The organism is uncultured Methanobrevibacter sp. (assembly GCF_902771435.1).
In the GTDB taxonomy this organism is placed as follows: domain Archaea; phylum Methanobacteriota; class Methanobacteria; order Methanobacteriales; family Methanobacteriaceae; genus Methanocatella.
In genome coordinates this window covers 1-21,527 of the sequence record NZ_CACXXB010000011.1, presented here as the reverse complement: position 1 = coordinate 21,527, position 21,527 = coordinate 1, and the positions used below count along the sequence as shown (strand labels likewise).

The following is a 21,527-nucleotide window of genomic DNA, read 5'->3' as shown; positions in this document are numbered from 1 at the left end:
AGAGAATTAATTTTCTCTTACTCTTTTTCTTTTTTGTATTTTGCGTAAAAACCATCAGTATCGGCATATATCGCATAAAATCCGAATTCTTCAGCTTTTTTTATTGAGGATTTAATATACTGTCTTCCCCATGATGTAATTGCCTTTGCACATTCGAAGGAATACCATCTAAATCTTGGGAATCCATAAATTCCATACATGGTATTTGCCAATCTCTTGATTGCCTGCTGTTGTACATCCAAAGCCTTTTTTTGTTGAGGGTCATCTGAAGCTTTCATTTCACGTTTTATTCTGAATCTTTCCTGCAAAATCTTGTCAATGACAGACGGAATAAATCCTTTTGGAGATTTCATGAATTTAAGACCGTGTTCAGGAGAAATATTATAATCATCCTCATTTTCAACATCCCCCAAAACCATGACGTCTGGAGATATGTTTTTTGAAATGATGATGCTTGGATACAGGCTCCTGAAATCGAACTGAACAAGGTTTTCATGCAGCCCTGTTTCTGGTTCCCTTACATATCCTCCTTCGTTATCCTCTGCATTTGCGCGGTCGGCAAAATTTGACCCCTGTTTATTTGGAACAACTTCCCCATCAAAATAAGCCTGTTTTACTAAAAACCATTCTGCCTGCTGGCCAGTTGCCATACGGGAAACATCGAATAGAGGTTGACCTATTATACGGGTAAGTTCTAAATTAAGAGGCAATGTTTGCTCGGCAATTTTCAAAGTGGAAATAACATCATCCAAAGAATAATCAAACAGGTTATCAAGCTCTTCACCGCCATTGTCCCAGAACTCCCAAATCCTTTCTCCGGGAACATCGATTTTTTCTTCTCCAAATAATTCATAGTAAACCCTTTCTAATGTATATCTTTCAAGAGACATGTAACGCCTCATAACCAGATATAAATCTACATGAATTAATCCTTTAAAAGAAGCGGCATTTGCATAACCTCTCCTGATATATTTGACGTCAGATCCATCCATTCCAATATCCAAATCAACACCCAAAAGTTTGGCGCGGTCCTTTAGATAAGGGAAATCAAAGTTATCTGAATTGTATCCTACAATAATGTCAATATTGTTTTCTTTGATAATCTTTACAAATTCCTGTATCATCTCGCGTTCTGAAGATACCTGATTTACAAAGTCTCCACAGCTATCTGAATTGGTTTTTGTTGAAATTACCTGATTTATGCCGAAATTGCTTGCAACTCCAATCATGATAATTTCATCTTCCTCGGAGTTAGGCATGCCGTGAGGATTTCTAACCTCCAAGTCAAAGCTCAATATTCTGAATTTTTGAGGGTATTCCGGAACCCTTTTTAATTCGTCAGTTAATTTAATGATAGTGATATCCTGTTTTTTAGAATCCAAATTTAAAAATGAATCTACCTCTTCACCGGTAGCTACAACTTCAGTCATCGGGATTACATCTCTGTCCATAAGATATCTTCTATAAAACGGAATGTCAAATTCCCTGATTTGAATGACAGTCTCCAAATCCCTTAATGCATCCCTGTTTTTGGCAAGTTCCTGAGGATGTTTGAAAGTGACTTTCAGGAATTCAGTTTCAATCTGGAAATCCTTTTTAGTGACCTTTTCGACACTAACAACATCCAAATTCTCTTCGATTTCACTTATGCATTCATCCAAATCATCGGACATGACATATAGGTAAGGTTCAAATGTGTCATCAAGTAAAACTATGTTTTTATCGCCATCCTTTGAAAATAATCTAATTACTGGCTTTTCTTCAAAAGTAACATAATCAATATCTAAAATAACAACATTTCTCTGCATTTATTCATCTCCAAGAAGATATTCTTTTCTATAATTATCCAAAACTGTATAGGTTATTCCTAAAATTAAAGGTCCGACAATGAATCCCACAACCCCATAAACAAGAGGCCCTGATAAAAATCCTATAAGCAGGATTAACGGATGTATCTCAGCATAGTGGCTTGATAGCATCGGCCTTATGTACATGTCAATAGTGCTTAGGAAAAATCCGAAAAGCAAAACAACAATCGCCCTTGGGTAATTTCCCCCAAAGATGTCCACGAAAAACAATGCCCAGTAAATCGGCCAAGGCCCAAATACCGGAATTAGCTGCAATATTCCTGTCAGAACACCTAAAAATATTCCATAGGGATAACCTAAAAGAGAATAGCCTATTGCTCCAAATATGCCTATGATGACTGATGTTAAAAAGTGTCCATAGAATATGCTTCTCAATACATCTTTTACGGATTCCACGGTATTGTCAAAAAAGTCCTTGGAATCATCCGGAACAAAATCACGGACAAAATTTAAGCATTTATCTCCATCACGAACAAAGTAAAATACTGAACAGACTAAAATAAACAGGTCCAGACTAATATTTAAAAATTTACTTAAGAAATTAACTGTATACTGCAACAGATATTTCCCTATTTCGGTTGCTGATGAATTGATTGATGAATTAATTGAATTTGTATCAATCGGCAGCTGTGAAATAAAGTGACTGAGATCGAAATAATAATTGCTTGCCAAAAATGTAGTGATAACCGATGAGATTTCATATGATATATAAGCTACAAGCAATATCAAAGGCACCAGAACAACAATCATTGCAAGCAAAATTGAAACGGATGAAAATCTTAATTTTGACTGAATCTTATTAGCAACAGGGCTTACCAAATAGGCAAGAATAGCTCCTAAAAGAATCATGTTTAATACTGGGAATATGAACATCAATGAAATTACCAGAAGGAAAATTACCAGCAGAACCGGCGGATTCAAGTAACTTTTAATGTCGACTCCCATGATATCACCCGTATATTAATATTTTACACCAGAAGCGTCCCTTCTGTATTTTCCAAACTCTGAAATTTGTTTAATTTTATCATTTTCAAAAACGGGACCCTCTACACAAATTCTCCATCCTTCACTATCAACACAACATTGTCCACATACACCTAGAGCGCATTTCATATATCTTTCAAGAGAATATTGTGCAGTTATTGAAGATGCTTCAAGAATATCGAATAGTCCTTTCATCATTATCTCAGGTCCGCAAACAAATGCATAATCATAAGTCGAATCTTCAAGTAAACTTATAGTACAATCTGTTGCGAATCCTTCAAAGCCAAAACTTCCATCATCAGTGCATGGACAAACATTGGCACCCAACTTTTCCAAACTGTCGATGAACAACAATTCATCTTTTGTTTGAGCCGCTGATACGACAGTGACGTCATTGCCTTTTTCAAGCAAATCAGTAGCTATTGAACTAATCGGAGCCATACCAACTCCCCCACCAATAGCCAATATGTTTTTGCCTTCAAATGAATTATTAAAACCGTTACCGTAGCTGCCTCTGATTCCAATCTGGTCGCCGACTTTTAAATCATGCAGTTGGGAGGTAAACTCACCAATATTCTTAACAGTAATGGCCAACTCATTATCATTGATTTGTGAAATTGACATCGGCTTTTCATTTTTAAAGTTCCAAACCATTAAAAATTCGCCAGGATTAGGTTTTCCAAGAGTTTCATAATCCCAATCAAATTTAAAAGTTTTAATTGTAGGAGTCTCATCAATAATCTCTTTTATTTCCACTATTTTCGGTTCGTTTATCATATTTACAACTCCCTATGTGCCAATCCTACCATTTCATCAATTGATGAATAACCTTTTTCAGTCATGAATTTCTCCAATCCTTTGTTAATGTCATCAAATACAGTTACACCTTCATCCATGATGGCTGTACCTATTTGAACTGCCCTTGCACCGGCGAATATAAATTCTACAACATCCTCAAAGGTGTAAATTCCACCAACACCAATCAATGGAATGTCAACAGCCTCGAAAACTGAATAAACATTACTGATTGCAATCGGCTTTATTGCCTTTCCGCTCATTCCACCGGATTTATGGAACAATACAGGCCTTGCCACATCAATATTGATTTTCATTCCAGGCCCCAATGTGTTAATGAGAGACAAACAATCAGCCCCAGCATCCTCACAGGTTTTTGCAATTTCTGTAATGTCAGTGACATTCGGTGTTAATTTCGCTATAATTGGAACTTCTGCAGCATCTTTTGCGGCAGATACAATAGTATGACTTAAATTACAATCCTGACCGATTGATGCTCCAAAACCCTCCATTGCATGAGGGCATGAAATATTCAACTCGATCATGTCAACGTATTCCTGAACTTCACCGACTAACCTTGAAAACTCATCAGGTGTAGCTCCGTAAATTGAAGCAATGACAACATTATTTTCCCTTTCAATCTTTTTTAGTTCTTCCTTGAAATTGTCAACACCAGGATTTGAAAGTCCGATTGCGTTTAAAATTCCCCCTTCAACTGCAACGGTTGTCGGGTTCGGATATCCCGGATGAGGATTTAAAGAAAAAGATTTAGAAACTACCCCTCCGGCTCCTGATTTTAAAATCCAATTCATAGATGAAGCATTGCTGCCCATAATGCCTGCAGCCAACATCAATGGATTTCTAAATTCTACTCCACAAACATCTGTTTTTAACATATTATCAACTTTGTAATTAATTATTTAATTAGTTTTTGTAAATTTATCGATGATTTCTTGATATTTTTCATTTTGCAATTTTAAGCTAATGAGATTGGTCTTATTGGATTTTATAATTTCATCACGAGATTTGATTAAATTTGAAATCTCCTCATCTTGTTTTTCAATGATGGAGTCCTTTTGCTTAAGCAAATCCTCATAATTCTTTGTTATTTTTCTAAGCTGAACCTCAAGATTTTCAGTGTTTGAATTTAACTGGGACTTGTAGTCATCAATTAAAGACCTCAAGTATTTAACCTGATCCTGCTTATCTTCAATAATCAAATCCTTTTCCTTTAATTTTTCAGTCAAATCGTCCAGTTCCTTCATTCGGGATTTGTCATAGTCAATTTTAGTGTCAAGTTTATCTTCCAGGTTTTTCCTTTCGTATTTTAACTTGGTCGAATATAGCTTCAGCTTGTTAATTTCCTCATTCTTTTCCTGAAGTTCCATAGTCAGCTCATCAATTTCAGCATTTTTAAGTTCCAACTCATACTTTAAATCATCTAAACTTTCTTGAGACATACATTTAATATTTTAAATTTCATTCTAAAAATACTTTAAAACTTGAAAAATAATTTTCAATTAAAATCCGGACAGAAACTTTTAAACTGACAATTAGATATTGAAAATACTTATTAAAAATAAAATTAATAATTTATTTTATGGAATGTTATATTACATACTGCACAAAAGGATTTTTAGCCTTTAACAGTGAAAATGAATTAATTGCAGAAAAACCGTTTCCAGAGCAGGAAATACTTAACCGATTGGCAGAAATCGAAGATAAAAAAATTGTAGCTGAAGAAAGGGAAATAATTGAGGAAGTGCTGCAGGACTATGATGAAATCATCATTGAATCCAACAAAAGATTATCAGATTACTCAATCGACAATATCAAAATTCAAAATCCAAACCAGGCAGGAGAATATCTGAGAAGCAATTACGAGGAATTTGGTTTGGATAGTGAAGACATCATCGACATTTATCAAAGATTGGCCATCTACAAAATTAAAAAGGAATCAGCAAGTGAAGATAAACATCTGATTCAGGCCATCAACTCAATTGATGAGATTGATGAGTCAATTTCCAAATTAATTGAGAGAATTAGAGAATGGTATGCATTGTATTTCCCTGAAATGGACGTTATCAAGAATAATGAGACTTATATAAAGTTAATATCTCAAAATAAAACTAAAGAAAACATCATGCAGGCAAAGCCTGATGCATTTCCAAGCAATGTCCTGGATTTGGAGGATGATATCAATCCGCTTGACTTAGAGATTATGAACAGATATGCAAATTCCATTTTTGAGCTTCAAAAAACAAGAAAAGAAATTGAAGAGTATATCGACAGCAAAATGGAAGAGATTGCACCTAACTTAAGACTTCTTGTCGGATCATCACTTGGAGCAAAATTAATTTCACATGCAGGCGGTCTTAAAAGACTTGCAACATATCCTTCAAGCACAGTTCAGATAATGGGTGCTGAAAAGGCACTGTTTAGACATTTGAAAAGCGGAGACCGTCCACCTAAATACGGATTAATATACCAGCATCCTCAGGTAAGAGGTGCAAAATGGTGGAATCGCGGAAAAATTGCCCGTATGCTTGCAGGCAAAATATCCCTGGCAGTCAGAAGAGACGTTTTTACAAAAACATTTGATGAAAATGCATTTAATGATTTTACCCAGAAAATAGAAGAAATTGAAAAAAACAATCCTTTTCCAACAAAAACCACTAAAAAAAGAAAAGAAGAAAAAGGCAAATCAAAAAATAAGAAGAGAAAAGGTAAAAAAAGAAAGAAAAGGAGATAAAGCATGAACGTTTATTTTAAAGATGGAAATGTTGCCACCAAAAATCTGACTCCCGGAATTTCAGTTTATGGTGAAGAGCTAATCAAAGAGGATGAAGAGTATAGGATATGGAATCCCAGACGTTCAAAACTAGCTGCAGCCCTTTTAAACGGATTGGAAAATCTGGAGATTCAGGAAACCTCAAAAGTCCTGTACCTGGGTGCTTCAACCGGAACAACAGTTTCCCATATTTCTGATATTGTAATCAATGGAAGAATATATGCAGTTGAATTTTCACCAACAACAGCGAAAAAATTAGTTCAGCTTTCACGCCAAAGGCATAATATTGCTCCGATTTTAGGCGATGCAACCAAACCCAAAGAATATATGAACATTGTTGAAAAGGTTGACTTGGTCTACTGTGATGTCGCCCAACCAACACAGAGCGAACTTTTTATGAAAAATATGAATCTTTTTGCAAAGGATGATGGTGTTGGCCTTTTAATGATAAAAGCAAGAAGTATTGATGTTGTACAAAAGCCAAAAAAGATATTCAAGGAACAAGAGAAAAAATTGAAAGAAAAAGGCTTTAGAATTATTGAAAAAGTAAAACTGGAACCTTACGAGAAAGACCATATTGCATTTTTGGTAGAAAAAAATTTTTAAAAATAAATAAAATAGGGAATTTGAAATTTCCCTTTTTATAGTTTAATTTTTGATAGTGATTACAGTACTGTTTAAACCTAAAACCCTTGAATAATCAATTTTATCTGCAATTTTATTTAAAACAGATATATTATCGAATTCAAGACTTTCCTTTTCAATAACCGGATTGAATTCAACACCGGTATCCTTAATGGAAATCAGAATATTGTCATCATCCTTTCTAACAATAACATCTATTGTATCAATGCTTTCATTATTGTTAATGATATTTACAAGCATTTCCTCAATAGCAAGACTTACTAAAGTCGCTGATTTATTACCCTTTAAGTAATCCTGAACACCACGAGACAGCTTAACCGCCTCTTCAACATCGCCAGAGATGGTATGTTCGAAAACCTTTTCATCATCATTATGCTTATTGATGAAAAATCCAGTGTATTCACCGTTGGTCTTTTTATTAATGTATTTTGAATAAAAGAAGATGAATAATATTGTCAACAATTCAGCCATTGCAAATGAAATCCAGATTCCATCTCCCCCAAGTGGATAAATAAGTATGACTGCAACAGAAATTGGCAAAACAAAACCTTCAAGCAATGAAATAATAGTAGATAACTGATTCCTTTGAATTGCCTGAGCATAAAACGTATATAGGAATGTGATTGCGGTTCCAACATAACTTATTGCAAATATCCTTAATGCATTCAATACAACAGGAACATCCGCAGGATTTTTAACACTATACAGGAACAGCAAAGCTTGAGGATACACAATCAATAAAACAGACAGTGCCAAACTTGAAGCCAAAACAATTTTTAAAGATCTTTTTACAATAAAATTAACGCCTGAATAGTCTTCCTCCTTAAAGTAAACGGACACTATTGGAGACATTGTCTGTGCGGTTCCAATCAGGAAAATGTATAATATGAATAAACTGTTATAACAAATACTGAATGCAACAACACCAGCTTTTCCAATACAAAGACCAACCAAAATGTTTATTACAAGCAATTTTAAGGTTAAGTATAGCTGGGTTGATGCGGATGAAAATCCTGAAGTTACTATTTTTTTAAGGAAATTAAAGAATGAATTTACTTTCAATCTAATAAATTCCAATGTGCGCTCTTTTTTAAAGAAGTAATATGAAATTAAAACGGATCCGACCAAATAACCTGTTGATGTAGCCAATGCCGCACCTGAAAGTCCCATGCCAAAAACTTTAATATAAATTATGTCAAAACAGATATTGACAATGTTAGCAACCAGTATGGCTCTGAAAGGCAATGTTGGAATACCATCTGCCCTTATAAAATAAGATAAACTCATCATATAACATAAAAAAGGCATTCCTATTATCAATGCTATGAAATAACTTTTAACATCTGAAGCCAGGCCAGGTTGGGAAATGCATAAGAACTGTGCAATATTGCCGGAAAACAACAGTCCCAATATAGTAATTAACACCCCAATCGAAATGAGTGAAATGAGTGATACCGAAAAGTAACCGTTACTTGTTTCATCGTCAAATTCCGCTTTTGAAACAGAACAAAGCACACTGCCTCCCAATCCAATCATCCAGTAAATAAGATTGACAAAAGTAATTACCGGAGCGACTATTTGGATTGGTGCAAGATTGCTCGCACCAATTAAAAAACTTACAATCAAACCATCTACAAACAAACAGATATTGCCCGCCATGGATGTGAATAATGTTGGGAAGAAAAATTCCCCAAATTTATTTCGCAATAATTTATAATTTCTCTCATACATCGCCTTAACCTCTAAATACTAAAGAAATCCACATCATCCAAATATTTGACAAAGGTGTAAATGTATTCTTCAGATATGAATGGCCATTTAATGCCTAAACGGTATAACGCCTGGATAGTGTAGGTATTGTCAACAGGCACCCAAATCTTTTTAACTTTACCGGAACCTATTGAAGTGATGAGACCGGACACTCCTTCCTGTTTTGATTTATCCGCAAGTGCCTCATCTAAAGCATTTTCATAATCCTCTTCCTCAGCAGGTTCGATATTTAAACCTAAAGGTTTGATAATATCAATTATATCTCCAAAGGAAATGCTGTGATAATCATATGGATGGAAAACAGTGCACTCCTTAGGAGTCTTTGAAAGGTTTATGATAGCTTTCGCAGTTACGTCAATCGGTGAAAATTCAACATTATTCATCAGCATTGAATAAGGCATTTTTCCAATTGTTACAAATGCCTTTAACCTATTGATGAAACCATTTGTTTCAAAGTTGATTTGGAATTCACTGTCAGAGCTTCTTGCCATTAAGTTTCCAACCCTCATGATTTTAACGTCCAAGTCATCATTGACAGCAGCTTCCAGAACGGCACGTTCTGCTAAGAATTTGGAGCTGAGATACTGATTGTCTACAGCCTGACCAATGAACAAATCATTTTCAGTGAATTTGACATCAACAGGAGGATAATTGTTTATACTTTCACCGGCAATACTGTATGTTGAAACCTGGACATATTTTGCATTTTTCATCTTTGCAAATTTAAGTCCGTTAATTACACCGCCAAGGTTAATGTCCTCAATATCTGTTCCTGATGAGAAGTGTTTTACATTAGCTGCACAGTTGACTATAGTGTCAATTTTTTCATTAATAAGACTTTCAAAGTCTTCGAAATTAGTAATGTCTCCCTCAATGACATGTAATTTTTCTCCGAATAGCTCCCCATATTCATTGGAGAAGTAATAGAACAGTAATGATTTTAATCTTTCCTCGCCGCTCAATACTTTATTTGACCTGATGAAACAGTAAACTTCACCATTTTCATTTTCAAGTATTTCACGAAGTACATGTATTCCTAAAAATCCTGTTGCACCTGTAAGTAAAATATTGCCTAAGCTGTCCTGAATTTCACCGCCAACAATACTTTCAAGATTGTTTTTCTTGAGCAGGTCATTGATTTGAGAATAATCATATGCCAATTCCTCTTTTTTCTCAAATGTTTCATCAGACAGGATAAACTCTGATAATGCCCTTGGAGTCGGATTTGAGAAGACATCACCATAACTTAAATTATAGTTTCTATTTAAAGCTTCCATAGTGATTTTAGTAACTAATAGTGATGTTCCACCGATTTCAAAGAAGCTGTCAGTGACACTTACTTCATCAAGTCCTAAAATTTCTGCAAATAAGTTTGCAAAGAATGCTTCAATGTCATTTTCAGGAGCGACATATTCAGTGATTAGAACTGGTTCAGGCAAGTTTCTCAAGTCTGTTTTGCCGTTTACGGTTTGAGGCATTTCGTCAAGCTCCATGTAGACTGTTGGAACCATGTAATATACCAATTTTTCAGCAAGAGATGCCTTTAACTCGTCAATGTCAATGGAATATCCGTTTTCTTCACGATTTTCGTCCCTGTATTCATCATGAACTGTGAAATATGCACACAAATGATCATTGCCCTTGATTTTTTTAACAACAACCGCAACGGATTTGATTCCAGGGAATTTTGAAAGGCCAACTTCAATTTCACCTATTTCAATTCTCAAACCTCTAAGTTTGATTTGGTTGTCCATTCTTCCGAATACATAATAGTCCCCATCTTCAGTGACTTTAACAAAATCTCCGGAATGATAGAATCTTACTCCATTAATGACTTCAAAGGCTTTGGCATTATTCTCAGGACGGTTTAGATATTCCCTTGAAACACCTTTTCCAGCAATGAAAAGTTCCCCAATGACATTTGGAGGCAGAGGATTGGAATCGAAATCCATAACCATTTCATGCACGTTGAATAATTCTTTACCTATATGGATATCGGAGCTTTCCAGCAATTGACCGTTACAATAGACAGTTGTTTCGGTTGGTCCGTACATGTTAAAGAATTTTCCATTAGAGTTTTCGCTGAGCAGTTCATATAATCTGGCTGAGAACGGTTCTCCAGCATGTATGTATACCTTAAATCCGTACATTGTTTCCTGCATCGCCTCGATTTCCAAATATTGAAGCAGACGTGAAGGTGTGGCAACGTAAACATTTGCTCCGGACCTATTGATTAGATCCATCATTTCAATTGGATCTTTGTATTCAGTATCATTGGCAAACACCATTGGAACTCCGTTCAATAGAGATCCCATCAATTCTTGCTGGAATACATCGAAAGCTACAGTTGTAGTAGACAATACTTTATAATCCTCTTTTTCAAGATTGTGAACCAGTTCATAGGTACAGATATTTCTAGGGTCAGGATAAACAAAGTTTGCAATGTTTCCATGCTCCAATATTACTCCTTTTGGAAGTCCTGTGGAACCTGAAGTGTAAATAAGATATGCCATATTATTTGCATGCACATCAGGATCAGGATTGGAAGTGTCCTCTTCCTTGAGCAATTCATTGACATCCAGTAAATTATCAGAATATTGGGACAAGTCTAAGCCTTTTTTCTCAATCACATCATCCACAATAATGAATTTTGATTCACTGTCAGTTAAAACATGCTCAATTCTTTCGGAAGGATATTCTGAATCGACAGGAATAAATGCGGCACCAGACTTTAGGATACCAAATATTGAAGCTATTGCATTACTGTTTCTGTTTAATACAAACATTACCCTATCTTCAGGACCAACACCCTTTTTAATAAGGCTATGGGCAATCCTATTAGCTTTTTCATTTAATTTTGCATATGTGAATTCCCCGTCATCAGCATATAAAATGACCCTATCAGGATGCAATTCGACCTGATTTTCAAATATTTTATTTAACCTGTCTTCAGGAATTTCATCATATTCAAAATCATCAACACCCCAATCATCATTTTCAATGATTGAAATATCCTTCATCAAGGTATTTTCATCGAATGTTAAGAATTTATTTAAAACTATCCTGATGCAGTCAAGGAAAGTGTTGATTAATTTTTCAGAGTACAATTGGTCGTTGTATTCACAGAAAATTCTGTATTGACCGTCAACTTCAACTACGTTAATGTTAATTTTGAATTTCAGCCCTTCATAGTCGATGGATTGCCTTTCAACTTTCATTCCACCGATTTCAATGTCTTCAATGATTTTTCCGTGATATGCGTATAGTATTTCTGGAGTTATGTCGAATTCGTTTGAAATTTCTGTTAAAGGATATGATGAATATGCCAGTACATTCAGCCATTCCCCGTTAATATATTCCAAGTATTCCTTAAGGTTTGAATTAGAATCTAATTTTAATGCTAATGGCAATGTTTTAACCATCATAGCCAGTGTTTTTTGTTGATTTGGATTGAATCTACCGTTAGTGATTGTTGCAATCAGTATATCCCTATTGAAAACAAACTTATTTAAAACAAATGAAGTTGCAGCCAGGAATAGATTATTCTGGCTGAGGTTTGACTCAATACAGAATTTGTCAATAGATTCCTTATCCAGGAAAATATCTTCCATTGCGGCATTGCCCTCTGATTCATCACCGTTAATGTCCTGGGCAATCAATGTTGCATCATCAAATTCTTTGACTTTATGGGAGAAGAATAATTTTGCTTCCTCATATAAAGATGACTGTTCTGTTTTAATTTCATTTAATGAATACTCGAATCCGTCAAGTTCTTCCAATTCATAATCCTTTCCATCATAGATTTTTGAGATTTCATCAAATAAAATGTTTAAGGAAGTTCCATCAACAATAATGTGGTGGAAATCCGCAAGAAGCATTGAGTTTCCAACTATTTTAAATCTGAATAAAGGACCTTCGTCAAGTTTGAACGGCTTTACAAACTCATCAATATTCGCCTCATCCACAACTTCAATCAAATCATCGACTTTTAGGCTATCTCTTCTTTGCTGATAGACTTCACCGTTTTCCATTACGATTATTGTTTTTAGATAAGGATGGTTTTCAATAGCTGTTATGATTGATGATTTGAGTTTATCCACATCAATGCCCTCACTGAATTCCATTTTCTTTGGAAGGTTGTATGCAGTGTTATCCGGATCCTTAATGCAGTCAAAGTAAACTCCAAGTTGATTTGAAGTTAATGGATAAAACTCCTGAATATCAGATGCTTCATCATCGACAATTTTAATTTTGGATGCGATTTTTTCGATAGTTTTATATTTTAATATTTCTGTAACATTCAACTGAGCATTCAATTTATTGTAAATAGCCGAAGTTAATTTGATTACAGAAAGGGAGGTCAGACCTATGTTGAACAGGTCAGTGTTTACACCAAATTCGTCAACTCCCAAAATATCAGACACAATATTGAACAACTCTTTTTCAATAGCAGTTCTTGGCTTTATGAATTCATCAACGCCAATTTCAGGGTCTGGTAAATTTTTAAAGTCAGTTTTTCCATTAGGAGTTTTAGGGAATGATTCCAGCTGTGTGAAATATGACGGAACCATATATTCAGGAAGGGAATCAATCAAGTGTTGTTTCAAGTCGTCAATGTCAATATCGCAGGATGCTGTGAAATAAGCGCATAAATGTTCCACATTGTTGAGTTTTTTAACGACAACTTTTGAAAGAGAGACGTTTTCATAATTTGCAATTGTTCCCTCAATTTCAGATAGCTCTATTCTTAAACCTCTGAGTTTAATTTGAGTGTCATTACGTCCTGAAACATACAATTCACCATGCGCATCTTTATTACCCAAATCTCCTGTATTATAATATGGAATACCGTTTAATGTTAAAAAGACTTTTTGAGTTTGTTCAGGATTGTTTAGGTATCCTCTTGCAATTCCAGCCCCTCCGACATAAATCTCACCAGTCACATAAGCAGGCAGTTGATTTCCATCAATATCCATTATCTTATCAACTACATTGAGCATCTCCCAACCTGCAGTAACCTCATTGGAATCTATTAACTTATAATGTGAAGCGATTGTAACTTCTGTCGGACCATATGAATTATAGATATCTGCCATTGTGTATTTTGACAGTCTGTCATATAATACAGGAGGGAATCCTTCACCACCCACAATAATCACATTACACTTTCCAACGACGTCCTGAATTTCTTCAAGCTGCAGGTATTCAAGCAATCTGGTTGGTGTGGAACCGAACCCTTCAGCGCCAGTTGCCTTGAATAAGCCGACTAATTCTAAAGGATCGACCGCCTGTTCATCATTGGCAAATACTACCGGCAATCCGTTTAGTATTGTACCGAAGATTTCCCTTAAAAATACAATGAATGAAACTGTAGAAATTGATATGAATTTATTGCATTTGTGGTTTAATTCATAAATCGGAACATTTTCCTCAACATTTGCCACATAGTTTGTAATACCTCTGTGAGTAATCATTACTCCTTTTGGCTTTCCTGTTGAACCTGAAGTGTAGATTAAGAAACATAAATTGTCAGGAGTCAAATCGACTTCTGGATTAGAATAATTCTCCTCCAGCAGCAATTCATCAACATCTATCCTGTTTTCACCGCCATAGTCAATTTCTGAAGAGGTTATTACAAATTTAGAATCACTGTCTTCCAGAATCTGATTGATTCTATTTTTCGGATAATTTGGATCAATTGGAATGAATGCAGCTCCAGCTTTAACAATACCCAAAACGGCAGCGATTAAATCGCTGTTTCTTCTCATCATGACCATTATTCTGTCTTCTATGCTGACTCCTCTTTTGATTAAACCATTAGCTATTTTATTTGCCTTTCTGTTTAGTTCATCATAAGTTAGTTCACCGTCTTCGGCATAAAGTATTGTCTTTTGCGGGTTTTCAGAGGCAATATTTTCAAATACCTTATTTACAATTCCTTCGTTTGCAAGCTTAATTTCAAACCCTTCATCCAGTTCAATTTCACGTCTGATGGAAATATTCTTAAGCAGTTCATCGCCAGAACAGAATCTGTCAAATAAAACATCCATTGAATCAAGGAAGGTTTCCATTAATTCTTCTGAATAGAAGGATTCATCATATCTGACGTTAATATTGCCGCTTTCAAAATTAAATACCAATTTGTAATCTTTTGTATCATATTCATCCACTACGAACAATACCTCACTTTCAAAGTTTAACTTATTGTTATGCAAAAGAGGATAATTCTTATATTCCTGGAAAGATTTCTTGAAATCTTCCATATATTGGCGGACAGACATGTCTGTGTTAAAATGATATCCTGCAGCAACACGGTCATATGCTATTAAAATATCCTTTGAAAATGAAAATTTAGTCAAGTTATATAAAAATGTCGCAAGAAGTAATTTTTCTTTTGACATGCGATATTCACTGGACAAATACTTTAATTTTTCAATGTCGATTGGTTTGGATATTTTCACGAAATTTACTTCATCTCCACTTACATCCGGAGAAATTGTAGTGGAGTGGTCGAATGAATTAATTAGATTATTGTAATAATTTTCTGCCTTGAAAAATTCAATTTCATTGACATGGTATTCGCTGCATTTTTTAGATGAATCATCAGTTACTTGCCTCAATAAATCTTTTAAACCGTCTGCAAGGAATTTTATTTCCTTCAAATTGAAGCAGGATTTATCATACTCTATGAATATGGATTGCAGACCTTTTTTATCTGAATAATTTTTATTTATTCTGAAGTGAAGCGGGAATTTAATATCTTTTTGGAGATTTAAGAATTTTGATCCATAATCTGTAGAATTAGACACAATAGAAAATGTTGAAATACAATCAGGGTCAATACCCATGTTTCTTAAATCTGTTGTGTATTCACTGAACTGCAATTTTGCATGAGGCAAACCTTCTTTTAAAACACTTTTTGAATAAGCCAGCAGCTCATCGAATGTCAAATCTTCATCACAGGTCAATCTCAGAGGAATTGTATTGACGAACATTCCCAATGCATCATCTTGATTGAAGTATCTTCCATGAACAGAAGTGTTCAATACAATGTCCTTAAATGATTCATTGCCCTTTTTAGATTTTGAAAAGTATAACAAATTGAGTGCCAATGAAATAATGAAAGGTGAGTATTCAAAATCAGGAATCTGATCTAAAAGGATTTCAAAAAATCCAAATTCGGAATCATCGAATGAATACCAGTCCTGACTATAATCTTTTAAAGTATCTAACCAGTATTTTTTATCGGCTTTCGCATCATCAGAATTGAGATATTCCAATTCATCTTTAACATATGTTTCATAGGAATAGTCGATTGGAACATATTCCTCATTATTTTTTATGCATTCCAGATATCTGTCAATTTCACGAGGAACAATTGAGTAGAGTGATGTTCCATCAAGTAAAATATGTTGCACAACACCAATAAGCACAGCAGAATCATTTGTTTTTAAAACCGCCCATTTATATAATGGAGCATCAAAAACATCATCAAACGGTTTATCCAAATACTCTTTTATAAATTCATCAATGTTTTCATCTGAAACATCAAATGAATTGACAACAACATCATTATCCACAAAATATTGTTTGAATTCACCATTTTCATCATATTTAAGTTGTAGATTCAAGTATTCCTTAGAAATTGATTCTATAGCCAATTTTACATTTTCAAAATCATCCAAATCATAATCCTTTCTAAATTTAAGATAAAAAGAATCATTTTGAGGATTATTAATCTCTGAAAACAATAACATTTTCTGAGCCGAAGACAAGTTAAATAAATCCATACCAAATCACCAATAAAATTAATTCATCAAGACATTTCAATATTTAATACCACATATAAACAATACATTATAAACATCAAATATGCTCAAAAACAGAATAAAATATTTAGGAATCTTCTCCAATTTACAATACATCCAAACAGACATTATTTTATAAGATAAACTTGTTTTAAGCAGATGATTCATTATTCATGTTTTAGAGAGATTGTTTCATTAATCTTCAAGTTTTTATCAAAACCTGACGATAACGAAACCATTAACCGTTATAACAAGAATAGAATGTTATTAATTTAGTTTCTTCCGGATTGCTGTTAAAATTTTTTGTTTAAATTAGAATATGTCTGTTAAATCCAATGAATCCAATTCGCATAATCAATCATTAATTTCTTCATCTGATTTTCAAGAATATAATGTATCAAAGGACTCTATAAAAGACAATGCCAATTTCAAGTTATATTTGTGTAATATTCAAGATACAATTCCTATTCTAAGTATATATTTTTCATTTTTATCTTTTAAATATTATGCAATCATCACTTTTATTATTAAAATTTCCATATTTTCAATTATAGCCCACATCCCCCCAATTTGCAACTCTGAAAAAATGATTTAAATTTTCAATTTTAATTGCAGCCAATTTTTTCTTTTGGAATTAAAAAAAAATAATTATCTATAATGTTAATGTATTTTGAAAATTTTGGTAGGTGCAACGCACACCTACTGCTCTTCTTTTTTTTCTATCTTATCAGTCACTTATACTTTAAATTTTGCCATAGCTCTGATGATTGTTTCGGTAAAATAGATAGAATTTTAAGAATCTAATAAAAAAAATAAATTTTTCAATTTTAAATAAAGATTAAAAGATTCATATGAATTTAATTTTTTATGACATTGCCTAAAAGAAATAATATCCATCAATAGCCAAAAAAGTATACTGATGATACTCCAATAAATATGTATACCTTAAAAATCAACCATTTCAAAATATTTTAAAATTTCATCAAATGGAATTAAAAACCTATAACTTCACAACGAAAACTATCCAAACCAAAACCATATAAAATCCCAAATTGAAATTCAAATAATATAAAAAGAAAACCTAATCTAAAGTTTTTAAAATTAATCAAATCATAAAATAAGACAAGTACAAAAAAGGCAGTAATGTATTGTCAATGCAAGAAAAATTTTTTAAAAAAAACACCTGATTTTTGAGTGATAATCAACAAAAAAGTCACTCTGAGAAATATAAAAAATTACTACAAAAACCACGAAAAAGTATTACTTAGATAGGTATCAAAATATATCAAGCTTTTGCTACCTCACTATTCTAATAGTCTATATCGCATACTACATATACTTTTTGTAACTGTGTTCAAACAAGTTAATATCAACAAATCTTTAAGAAAAAAAGAAAACAATATTCAAAATAATAAAAAAATACAATGAATATTAAACAACTCCGAAAGGATGAATACAAATTAAATTATGATATGCAGCTAACACCATTTTTTTAAAAGTGATTATGATTTGAAGAGTATTTTTTTACCACTCACATCAATTTCAACTTTGTCACTGATTGGAACATTGGTAGTGCCATTATAAAATTCAACATCATAATCTTCAGGTACATTTTCAATTATTTTCTTTAAGACTTCAACATTTAAAATTGCCATGAATAATAATTTATAAAAATCTGTATTTAAATCAATCTTCAAAATTTATTCCAGATCTATTCAAAACTTATTCCAAACCGGTTGTAAATAACATAGAAAATTAAAAATATCTGTTTTTAAAAATAATTTTAATTAGTAGATGATATATTCTGATAATATTTTCATTCTAAGATATTATTTTAAATTATTTTAAGTTAAATAATTCATAGTTAATGAAACTTTATATGGTATAATAAATATAATTAAACTATATAACCAATTTTATCACACATTATGAGGAATACTTATGCAAACTAGACAAATGAATGTTTTAGAATATCTTAATGAAAAACCAAAAATTATCATTGAAGAATTTCAAAGAGGTTATGAATGGAATACAACTAATGTTCAAAAATTCTTACAAACTATAATTAAAGTTGGTTTAAATAAGAATATTACTAATAAACATTTAGCACATGTTTATCATCAAAATAGATATTCTTCTAATGGTTTAGAACAGATGAAAATACTGGTTGATGGTCAACAACGGATAACTACACTTGTCTTGATTATAATTCGAATTGCTGAATATCTTAATAAAAAAGAGGTGAATTCAATACCTTATTCTTCCGAGGAATTATTGAATAATTTTGTAATTAATGTTTATCCTAATAATGATATTAAATTAGTTTTGCATGACGATGATTTTAAATCTTTAACTAAAATCGTTAATTCTGTAAAGAATAATGAAGAAGTTATACTTACAAAGGATACTAATCTTGAGGAGATATACAAGTATCTTCAAAAATTGTTAAATTCGGACGAATATATGATTCCTCTTTTTAATGGATTAAAAAAATTAAGATTTACTGTTGAAGAATTGAGTGAAAATGAGAATATATATGATACTTATGTGGAATTAAATTCAACTAGTAAACCTTTATCAAAACAAGACCAGTTAAAAGGTTTTTTATTCATGTCTAATTTTACAGATAATAATGATGAACTTTATTTAAAGTATTATGTTCCCCTTAATAAAAATTTACAAGAATTAAATATTGCTATTGATACCTTTTTTAGGGGAGTGGTTTATATTTTGACAGAAGCTCCTTATGTAAAAATATGGGGTGTTAAAAATAATATTATAAATATAATTGATGTTATAGAATACTACATTACTAATGATACATTTAGCTTAGAAGAATTATGCAAGTTATGTTTGGAATTAAGTGATACAATAATAGAGTTTACACAAAATTCTAAATTAAAAAATTCCATGAGAATTTTTAAAAAATTTTCATACCAACCAGTAGCATTATTTTTAAGACTTGCTTTTCTATATAATAATGATAGAATTAATTTAAATGACGTGAATGATACTTTAAATATTATGGAGCCTATTCTTGTTAGAGGTAAAATTGCAGGAGTTAAATTTATTGAAGTACCTAACTGGACTAAATTTTTTAAAGATGTAGATTTTTCTGATATTAATTCATTAAAATATAATTTAAGGATGTGGAATTCTAAGAGAAAAATATTTGTAACCGATACTGAAATACACAATATTTTCCAAACAAAATCCGTTAGTCCTAAACTTATTAAATTTATTCTTTTAGAGTTAAATAATTATATTGAAGATGAAAAGGTCTCTTTGTTTAATGAGGATAATGTTCAAATAGAACATATTCTGCCAAAAAAACTTGAAATTAATCCATTAGATTTGGGTTTTGTTGATAAAAGTGATTATGATATGAATAATGGTAAATTAGGAAATTTAACTTTATTAACACAAAGAAAAAATGTTAAAGCTTCAAATAATACATTTGACCTTAAAAAAGAAATTTACAAGGATTCTCCATTTAAAATTACTAATCAACTATGTAACTTCTCTAGATTTACAAAAATAGAATTAATTAATAATACTGAATCATATGCAGATTTATTTTGTAAGCGATGGAAAAACTATCAATAAATTTTTATTTACTTCTTTATTAACATCTATTTTTTGATTAATAACATTTTAAATGTTTATGACTTGAGCAGTATCCTTTCGTCACTAACATCAATTTCTACAGTATCGCTAAGTGGAATATTAGTTGCATAATTATGAAATTCAACATCACAGTTACCCTGCTTATTTTCAATTATTTTTAAAACTTCAATCTTTAAAATGCCCTGAATAATAATTTATAAAAATCAGTATTAAAATCAATCTTCAAAATCCATTCCAAATTTATTCAAGATCAGTTTTAAAACTATTGCAAATAACAAATGCAAAATGTTTAACTAACTACAATAAATTTATTACTTATTTTATATAAAAAATATAATAAATAATATAATAAAATTATATTTGGAAATGATTATTATGGGAATTACCTCATTTATTAAAACAAGATTATTGAATAACCGTGTAGAACAGTACAACACTAAGCGCAGCTATTGGGGTGAGGATGAAAGGCAACCTAGAACTGATGGAATCAACACTGGCCTTAATCTTCCAGATGCACTTCCACCCGTAATCAACAAAACAATAGCTAATGCTAGATATGCAGTTAAACTTGACGGTTATACTTCAGGAATATTGAAAAACAGAATTGATAAAGCTAATGTTAATATTGTTCTTGTAGATAAGGAAAATAAATTATCTGCTGAACAGAAATTGACTTTAATTTTATGGGCGAGAAAAATCGACATCAGCCAAATAGCTAAAAATATTCTGCAAGGCGGAATGGTTGATGGAGAGGGTTTAATTAAACCTGTACAACGTTGGGATAAATGCATTGGCAAATACATTAAACCTATATTTTTAGAAATTGGAGCTAATGGATATGGATTAAAAAAAGAATTTAATGATGATAATGAAGTGCAGCTATTCCTGCATGAGATGCCGAAAGATATTGTTAATGGATCTCCTGAAGAGTTTGACAACTATGTTAGTGTTGAGGAAGGAACATTAACGGTTAAGTATGAACCTGAAGAGGTCATTAACTTCATGTATAATGAAATATACTGTGAAGCTCAAAGCATTATCCTGAATTGCCTTGATGATATATATCACAAATGTAACTTGGAACGTAACCAGGTAGAGAGAATTAATAAGGATAATATTATTGAAGTTAAACCTTCAGTAGATGCTAACGGCCAGCCAATGATTACTGAACTATCCTCAACAGCTAAAGAAAATCTTTATGCTGACTATGGTACAACGGCCGGAAGTAATGTAGCTATT

The 21,527-nt window shown here is 32.4% G+C and carries 12 protein-coding genes; 4 read left to right on the top strand and 8 right to left on the bottom strand.

Annotated features, from left to right (window positions below):
• Positions 1–17 precede the first annotated feature (17 nt).
• The 5 genes from QZU83_RS04200 to QZU83_RS04180 are packed head-to-tail and all read right to left on the bottom strand — an operon-like array spanning position 18 to position 5,107.
• The gene (locus tag QZU83_RS04200; protein ID WP_295609927.1) at positions 18–1,808 is read right to left on the bottom strand and encodes a DNA-directed DNA polymerase; all 1,791 of its coding nucleotides are present in this window, start codon (positions 1,806–1,808) and stop codon (positions 18–20) included.
• Positions 1,809–2,813: an AI-2E family transporter gene (locus tag QZU83_RS04195; protein WP_295609926.1), complete on the bottom strand. Its 1,005-nt coding sequence runs from the start codon at positions 2,811–2,813 to the stop codon at positions 1,809–1,811. It abuts the gene before it with no gap.
• Between the two features lie 15 nt (positions 2,814–2,828).
• Positions 2,829–3,629 (bottom strand): dihydroorotate dehydrogenase electron transfer subunit, encoded by an 801-nt coding sequence (locus QZU83_RS04190; protein WP_295609925.1) that lies wholly within the window; start codon positions 3,627–3,629, stop codon positions 2,829–2,831.
• Between the two features lie 2 nt (positions 3,630–3,631).
• Positions 3,632–4,543 carry a dihydroorotate dehydrogenase gene (locus QZU83_RS04185; RefSeq protein WP_295609924.1) on the bottom strand — a complete coding sequence of 304 codons (912 nt, stop codon included), beginning with the start codon at positions 4,541–4,543 and terminating at the stop codon, positions 3,632–3,634.
• Positions 4,544–4,567: 24 nt separating this feature from the next.
• Positions 4,568–5,107 (bottom strand): glycosyl transferase, encoded by a 540-nt coding sequence (locus tag QZU83_RS04180; protein ID WP_295609922.1) that lies wholly within the window; start codon positions 5,105–5,107, stop codon positions 4,568–4,570.
• A 140-nt stretch (positions 5,108–5,247) separates the two neighbouring features.
• Here QZU83_RS04180 and QZU83_RS04175 point away from each other — a divergent pair, with 140 nt between their 5' ends.
• Positions 5,248–6,399, top strand: a complete 1,152-nt coding sequence (locus QZU83_RS04175; RefSeq protein WP_295609921.1) for an NOP5/NOP56 family protein — start codon at positions 5,248–5,250, stop codon at positions 6,397–6,399.
• Positions 6,400–6,402: 3 nt separating this feature from the next.
• Positions 6,403–7,044 carry a fibrillarin-like rRNA/tRNA 2'-O-methyltransferase gene (locus tag QZU83_RS04170; protein WP_295609919.1) on the top strand — a complete coding sequence of 214 codons (642 nt, stop codon included), beginning with the start codon at positions 6,403–6,405 and terminating at the stop codon, positions 7,042–7,044.
• Positions 7,045–7,086: 42 nt separating this feature from the next.
• Here the strand turns inward: QZU83_RS04170 and QZU83_RS04165 are convergent, their stop codons facing one another.
• The 3 genes from QZU83_RS04165 to QZU83_RS04155 form a co-directional block, all read right to left on the bottom strand.
• On the bottom strand, positions 7,087–8,814 hold the full coding sequence (locus QZU83_RS04165) for an MATE family efflux transporter (RefSeq protein ID WP_295609918.1): 1,728 nt from the start codon (positions 8,812–8,814) through the stop codon (positions 7,087–7,089).
• An 11-nt stretch (positions 8,815–8,825) separates the two neighbouring features.
• Entirely contained in the window at positions 8,826–16,643 is a 7,818-nt protein-coding gene (locus tag QZU83_RS04160) for a non-ribosomal peptide synthetase (protein ID WP_295609916.1), read from the bottom strand.
• A gap of 1,520 nt (positions 16,644–18,163) precedes the next feature.
• The gene (locus tag QZU83_RS04155) at positions 18,164–18,316 is read right to left on the bottom strand and encodes a hypothetical protein (RefSeq protein ID WP_295609915.1); all 153 of its coding nucleotides are present in this window, start codon (positions 18,314–18,316) and stop codon (positions 18,164–18,166) included.
• A gap of 286 nt (positions 18,317–18,602) precedes the next feature.
• Here QZU83_RS04155 and QZU83_RS04150 point away from each other — a divergent pair, with 286 nt between their 5' ends.
• Together QZU83_RS04150 and QZU83_RS04145 are read left to right on the top strand one after the other, a co-directional pair.
• Positions 18,603–20,267 carry a DUF262 domain-containing protein gene (locus tag QZU83_RS04150; RefSeq protein WP_295609913.1) on the top strand — a complete coding sequence of 555 codons (1,665 nt, stop codon included), beginning with the start codon at positions 18,603–18,605 and terminating at the stop codon, positions 20,265–20,267.
• 387 nt (positions 20,268–20,654) lie between these two features.
• The coding region (locus QZU83_RS04145; RefSeq protein ID WP_295609912.1) for a hypothetical protein at positions 20,655–21,527 on the top strand (873 nt) is incomplete at its 3' end.

Bases quoted from the DNA above. Each gene is read 5' to 3' on its own strand.
- QZU83_RS04200 (WP_295609927.1), bottom strand. From the start codon at position 1,808: ATGCAGAGAAATGTTGTTATTTTAGATATTGATTATGTTACTTTTGAA.
- QZU83_RS04195 (WP_295609926.1), bottom strand. From the start codon at position 2,813: ATGGGAGTCGACATTAAAAGTTACTTGAATCCGCCGGTTCTGCTGGTA.
- QZU83_RS04190 (WP_295609925.1), bottom strand. From the start codon at position 3,629: ATGATAAACGAACCGAAAATAGTGGAAATAAAAGAGATTATTGATGAG.
- QZU83_RS04185 (WP_295609924.1), bottom strand. From the start codon at position 4,543: ATGTTAAAAACAGATGTTTGTGGAGTAGAATTTAGAAATCCATTGATG.
- QZU83_RS04180 (WP_295609922.1), bottom strand. From the start codon at position 5,107: ATGTCTCAAGAAAGTTTAGATGATTTAAAGTATGAGTTGGAACTTAAA.
- QZU83_RS04175 (WP_295609921.1), top strand. From the start codon at position 5,248: ATGGAATGTTATATTACATACTGCACAAAAGGATTTTTAGCCTTTAAC.
- QZU83_RS04170 (WP_295609919.1), top strand. From the start codon at position 6,403: ATGAACGTTTATTTTAAAGATGGAAATGTTGCCACCAAAAATCTGACT.
- QZU83_RS04165 (WP_295609918.1), bottom strand. From the start codon at position 8,814: ATGTATGAGAGAAATTATAAATTATTGCGAAATAAATTTGGGGAATTT.
- QZU83_RS04160 (WP_295609916.1), bottom strand. From the start codon at position 16,643: ATGGATTTATTTAACTTGTCTTCGGCTCAGAAAATGTTATTGTTTTCA.
- QZU83_RS04155 (WP_295609915.1), bottom strand. From the start codon at position 18,316: ATGGCAATTTTAAATGTTGAAGTCTTAAAGAAAATAATTGAAAATGTA.
- QZU83_RS04150 (WP_295609913.1), top strand. From the start codon at position 18,603: ATGCAAACTAGACAAATGAATGTTTTAGAATATCTTAATGAAAAACCA.